Origin of the sequence: Bradyrhizobium pachyrhizi (genome assembly GCF_001189245.1) — a bacterium.
Taxonomy (GTDB): Bacteria; Pseudomonadota; Alphaproteobacteria; order Rhizobiales; family Xanthobacteraceae; genus Bradyrhizobium; species Bradyrhizobium pachyrhizi.
This window is the reverse complement of record NZ_LFIQ01000117.1, coordinates 259,768-265,456: the sequence shown is the minus strand read 5'-3', so window position 1 is coordinate 265,456 and position 5,689 is coordinate 259,768. Positions and strand designations below refer to the sequence as shown.

Here is a 5,689-nt window from a genome sequence, read left to right as displayed (position 1 = left end):
GCCGTCCAGGAAAGCGCGGCCGCCGGGATGCCGATCGATCTGACGGCCGGCGCGGCAGAGCAGGGCGTCGCGCGCGCCTCGACGGCGTGAGATGAATCCGGCCTGGTATCTGCGCAGGCTGCAGCGCATGGAGCCGTCCGAGCTTGCGGGACGGGTGAATGACCAGGTGCTGCATTTGCTCTGGCGGATCACTCCGCCGGATATCGCACGGCGTGCCGGCGCCAGGCTCGCTGCCGGCCCGCGGCAGCCGCGCCTGAAGCCGCTGCCTTTGCCGGCCCACGCCCCGGGACAGGCCGCCGAACGGCTGATCCACAGCGCCGACCGGATTCTCGCCGGGCACTGGCGGATTTTCGCCAGGGATCATGGGGCCCTCGGCGAACGGCCCGACTGGTTCGTCGATACCAGAAGCGGCAAGCGGGTGCCGGCCGGCGTGCACGCATTCGCTGTTCCCTATCGTGACGAAACCGCGGTCGGAAACATCAAATACATCTGGGAGCCTTCGCGTCACCACCATCTCACGGTGCTCGCGGCCGCGTACTACCTGACCTCCGACGAGCGCTATGCCAGGCGCGCTGCCGAGCATCTGATGAGCTGGTGGCGCGAAAATCCGTTCCCGCGCGGCCCGCACTGGATCAGCGGCATCGAGCTTGGCGTGCGGCTGATCTCGTGGGCCTGGGTGCGCCAGCTGCTGCAGACCTGGCCTGGTGCTGCTGCGCTGTTCGAGGACAATGATCTGTTCCTGACGCAGCTCTATGCGCATCAATACTGGCTGTCACAGTTCCCAAGCCGTGGCTCCTCGGCCAACAACCACCTCATCGCGGAGGCTGCCGGGCAGTTCGTGGCGGCTTGCGTGTTTCCGTTTTTCCAGGACAGTGCGCGATGGCGCGAGCAATCGGCCGCCACACTGGCACACGAAGCCGTTGCTCAGACGCTTGCCTGCGGCAGCAACAGCGAGCTCGCGACCGACTATCATGGCTTTGTTCTCGAACTGCTGCTGGCGGCGGCAGTGCAGGGTGAAGCATCGGGACATCCGCTTGGCGATGCGGTCTGGACTACGATGTGCCGCATGAGCGACGTCATTGCCGCGATGCTGGACGATCGCGGTCATCCGCCGCGGCAGGGCGATGGCGACGACGGCATCGGCCTGCTGCTCGACGATCACGCCGGCAATCGCTGGCTCGGCTTGCTCAGCAGCGGCGCGCGCCTGTTCGGCGCTCTGCCATGGTGGCCCCAATCGCCGGAGCCCGATCTGCGTAGCTTTGTGCTCACCGACGGCATCGGGGCCCGTGCGATCGCCGGGCGGCCCAAGCGCCGCCCGCATTTGCTTGAGGGGGCGGGACAGACCTTTCTGATCGATTCCGAGCGCGCGGTGTGGTGCCGTTGTGACCACGGCCCCCATGGCTTCGGCCGCATTGCCGCCCACGCCCATGCGGACGCGCTGTCGCTCGAATGCAGGATCGGCGGTGTCGAGATCTTGGCCGACCCCGGCACCTATTGCTACCATGGCGACCCGCGATGGCGGGCCTACTTCCGCTCCACGCTGGCGCACAACACGCTCTGCCTGTTCGCGCGCGACCAGTCGGTGTCGGGCGGGCCGTTTCTCTGGACACGGCATGCGCAGAGCCGGCTTGTCGCAGCAAGCGGCCTGGACGATCGCGATGCGGATGCGAGCTGGGTCGCGGAGCATTCGGGATATCGCGACGAAGCAGGTGTCGTGCATCGCCGCTCGGCGCAATTGCAGCGTCAGATGGCGCGGCTCGTCGTCACCGATGTCGTGCTTGCTGATGAAGGGCTCGCGGTGCCGGCGAGCCTCAGCTGGCATCTCGGTCCCGACGTCGAATGCAAGCTCGAAGGGCACAAGGCGCAGCTCGCTTGGCCGGGCGGGCGCGGCGAGCTCGATCTGCCGGCGGCCCTCAGCTGGATTGCGTATCGGGGCGACGAGGCCATGCCGGCCGGGTGGTATTCGCCGTCCTTCGATCTCAGGGTGCCGGCGACGACCTTGATCGGCTGCGGTACGCTCGCGGGCGGCCAAAGCCTGGTGACCGAGCTGCGCTGGTTTTCAGACCCGGCCGGATCATGAAGATCCTGGTCGCTCACAACAGGTATCAGGGACGCGGCGGCGAGGACGTCGTGTTTGAAGCGGAAGTCGACCTGCTGCGCGCCGCTGGACACGGCGTTGAAACGCTCACGGTCAGCAACGCGGCGATCAATTCGCTCGCCGCGCGCATCACGACCACGTTGTCGATCGCCGATAATCCGGAGGGAAAGCGGGTTGTGGCTGAGGCGATCGATCGCTTTCGCCCTGACGTCGTCCACGTCCACAATTTCTTCCCGCTGCTGTCGCCCGCGATATTCGATCTCTGTCGGCAAAAATGCGTACCCGCGGTGGTGACGCTGCACAATTATCGCAGCATCTGCACCGGCGGCATGCTGCTGCGCGATGGCCGCATTTGCCACAAGTGTCTGGACCGCGGACATCTCTGGGGCGTCGTGCACCGCTGCTACCGCGGATCGCTTCCGGGCTCGATCGCCTCGGCCTACATGATCGCGCAGCACCAGCGCCGCGGCACCTGGACGCGTCCCGGTCTGCGCCTGATCGCGCTGACGCAGTTCGCCAAAACCCTGTTCACGCAGGCCGGCTTCGACGCCGACCGGATCGACGTGAAGCCGAACTTCATGGCCGATCCGGGGGCGCCCGATCCGACGGCGCCGCGCAGCGGGCTGCTCTATGTTGGACGGCTGAGCCGCGAGAAAGGCGTCGGCGTGCTGCTCGAGGCCGTTGCGGGGACCGGTGTGCCCTTGCGCGTCGTGGGTGAGGGACCGGAGCGTGCTGCGTTGGAGGCTCGGGCGCCCGATCATGTCACCTTCCTGGGCGGGCTCTCGCGCGATGAGGTGCTGCGGGAAATGGCGAATGCGAGGGCATTGGTGGTACCGTCGCTATGGTACGAAGGATTTCCGATGGTCGTGGTCGAGGCCTTCGCGCGCGGCACGCCTGTCGTCGCCTCCGAGATCGGCGGACTTGCCGAGGTGGTGAGCGACGGCAAGACCGGCGCGCTGGTGCCGCCGGGCGACGCGGCCGCGCTCCGAAAGCGGATCAGTGAGGTTCTCGGCGCCGCCGAACTGACCGCCGGATGGGGACGGGCCGCACGAGCCGCCTATCTCGAGCGCTACGTGCCGGACGAGAACTGCCGGCTGCTCGAGGCCATCTACGCACGCGCCGCCGGTGGATGATCGTCGCAGGTCGGAGTTCTGCGCGCGATCGGGCATCGTCCCGCCGGTTCCATGGCGGCGTCGCTAACATATTGCGGCAAATCTGGTGTTAATTTGTTACATCAGGGTGTCTGATCGGCGCGCGCCAGGTTTTGATCCCGCGGTCGAACGGCGCTGATTCTGCGGGTGATTCCATGGATCTCGCTTGATCGAGCCCGCAAACTGCTGCCAAACGGCGTTATAACACTGGTCGGTGGGGCGCCGGCAGCGAAGTTTGACGCTTTTTTGCAAAACGTCTCATGCGATGCAGAAATATTTTTTTCAGATCGGAAAATCGCGTCGAAGCGCTCACGGCATCAGTGAAATTCCGCGCTCCCGCGGTGTCCCGGGCCCCCGTGAAACCCCGTATAATCGCTACCCTTTTTTGCGTCGCGGCTAACATTGGCGATTGGCCTGCGTTGAATGTTATAGTGCATCCGAAGTAGTGCTAAGTCTCACATAAATCTCAGGGAACCAGGTGTTAACAGCGCATTGCTGATTGACACTCCGGCCTAGCGGACTTAACAATGGACTTAACAAGTTCGTAACCTGGGTCCACATTTGGGTTGCATCGCAACAAACCAGTTGTGAATCAACAGCTTAAGTGTGGGCGAGCGGCTTGAATCCTCGTATCCCAAGCAGGGGCTACATCGATGGCGACTTACAATCTAGACCAGACCGACCTCAAAGCGGCGATCAACTCCACGATCGATCATTCGACCCAGCAACAGATTCTTGACTATCTGATCAACGCGGGGATCGGATACACCAGCCCGGACAACGGCGCGACGATTCCGGTGCAGGAGGGGGCTGGGATCACCAACCCGGATCCGAACGCCAATGTTCTGATCGAAACCAACCCCGTTAACACTGTTAACACCGACGCCAACCTGAAGGCGATCATTGAGGACACCAACCAGGACGTCACGCTGACGGTGAACGGCAGCACCCCGGTGCTGGTCGCGACCGGCCACGGCAACGATCAGGTGTTCATCAACAACACCGGCGACACGACGGTTCTCACCGGCTCCGGCAACGACACTATCTTCGGCGGTGCCGGTCACGACTCGATCGATGCAGGCTCCGGCAACGACGTGCTGGTCGACAACGTCTCCGGCCACAGCACGCTGGATGGCGGCAAGGGCAACGATCTGCTGTTCGGCTCCGGTGCCGACACGCTGAACGGTGGCTCCGGCAACGACACGCTTTACGGCGGCAGCTCGTCGCAGCTGAGCGGCGGCAACGGCAACGATGTGCTGGCGTCCGGCAGCACCGCCGGCAATTCCAGCACGCTGGATGGCGGCAAGGGCAACGATGCGCTGTACGCTGGTGCGGGCAACGACAGCCTGGACGGCGGCGCCGGCAACGACTCGCTGTATGGCGGTTCCGGTATCGACACGCTGCATGGCGGCAACGGCAACGATCTCCTTGTCGGCGGTGCCCAGACTGCTGCTGAGTCCGGCGGCAACGGCAAGGACGTGCTCTACTCGGGCAGCGATGCGTCGCACGCGACCTCGCTCGATGGCGGTGCCGGCAACGACTCGCTCTATGGCGGTGCCGGCAACGACACGCTCCATGGCGGTTCCGGCAACGATACGCTGGTTGCCGGCTCCGGCACGCAGACCCTGATCGGCGGCGACGGCAAGGACTCGTTCGTCGGCTCCGACACCGGTACGGCCTCGATGGTTGGCGGCTCCGGTCAGGACTACTTCTACCTGAACAACGCCACCAGCAGCGACACCATCGATGGCGGTGGCGGCAACAAGGACTCCCTGACCTTCCTGGATCACGCTTCGACCGACGTGAGCGACATCAGCTCTGGATCGAACGGTTCTATGGACATCACCTTCAGCAATGGTCAGGTGACCCAGATCAGCAACATCGAATACCTGATCTTCAACGATGGTAACTCGACCAAGCTGTAAGATCCTAGGTCTGCACTAAGCGAAAGCGCCGCCCCAACAGAGGTTGAGGCGGCGCTTTTTCTTTGATCGTCGGCATGGCCCGTCAGGAATGGTTGATTGAATGATCGAATACGCTGCGGTTGATGATCATGAGCACCTGCGATGAGTTCGACGGGTCGCGTCAGGAGAAGCGCATGCGCACATCCCGATTGGAACCTTGTCGACCGATCCGCGTCAGATGTATCAAATCGATCACAAGTTCCGCCCCGGGCATTTCCGCCAATGGATGTTAGAAGTTAGTCCGTCACATTCGGACCACGTAGCTTTTGTAAAGCCGTGCCGCTCGCTTGACGCAACGGAGTTGTGGCCGATGGCTATCTGCGGCCCTGGCACCTTTGGTCAAGACGAACGATCGCTGCAGAACTCAGCCGCTTAACGAACCCGCGGAGCTCTCGAATTGGCCAAGAAAAAAATGCTGAATGCCGGCGCTGGATCGACGGTTACCAAGCGCATCCAGCCGCTCCTGACATCGCATG

3 protein-coding genes are annotated in these 5,689 nt (G+C 63.6%); all 3 read left to right on the top strand.

Annotated features, from left to right (window positions below):
- The first annotated feature begins 91 nt into the window (after positions 1-91).
- The 3 genes from AKL29_RS33035 to AKL29_RS33025 all read left to right on the top strand — a co-directional run bounded on the left by AKL29_RS33035 (position 92) and on the right by AKL29_RS33025 (position 5,174).
- Positions 92-2,080, top strand: a complete 1,989-nt coding sequence (locus AKL29_RS33035; RefSeq protein WP_050387066.1) for a heparinase II/III family protein — start codon at positions 92-94, stop codon at positions 2,078-2,080.
- Positions 2,077-3,231 carry a glycosyltransferase gene (locus AKL29_RS33030; protein ID WP_050387065.1) on the top strand — a complete coding sequence of 385 codons (1,155 nt, stop codon included), beginning with the start codon at positions 2,077-2,079 and terminating at the stop codon, positions 3,229-3,231. The genes AKL29_RS33035 and AKL29_RS33030 overlap by 4 nt, the downstream gene beginning before the upstream one ends.
- Before the next feature lie 671 nt (positions 3,232-3,902).
- Positions 3,903-5,174 (top strand): calcium-binding protein, encoded by a 1,272-nt coding sequence (locus AKL29_RS33025; protein WP_050387064.1) that lies wholly within the window; start codon positions 3,903-3,905, stop codon positions 5,172-5,174.
- Positions 5,175-5,689 lie beyond the last annotated feature (515 nt).

Coding starts and splice junctions, on each gene's coding strand:
- AKL29_RS33030 (WP_050387065.1), top strand. CDS start 2,077: ATGAAGATCCTGGTCGCTCACAACAGGTATCAGGGACGCGGCGGCGAG.
- AKL29_RS33025 (WP_050387064.1), top strand. CDS start 3,903: ATGGCGACTTACAATCTAGACCAGACCGACCTCAAAGCGGCGATCAAC.
- AKL29_RS33035 (WP_050387066.1), top strand. CDS start 92: ATGAATCCGGCCTGGTATCTGCGCAGGCTGCAGCGCATGGAGCCGTCC.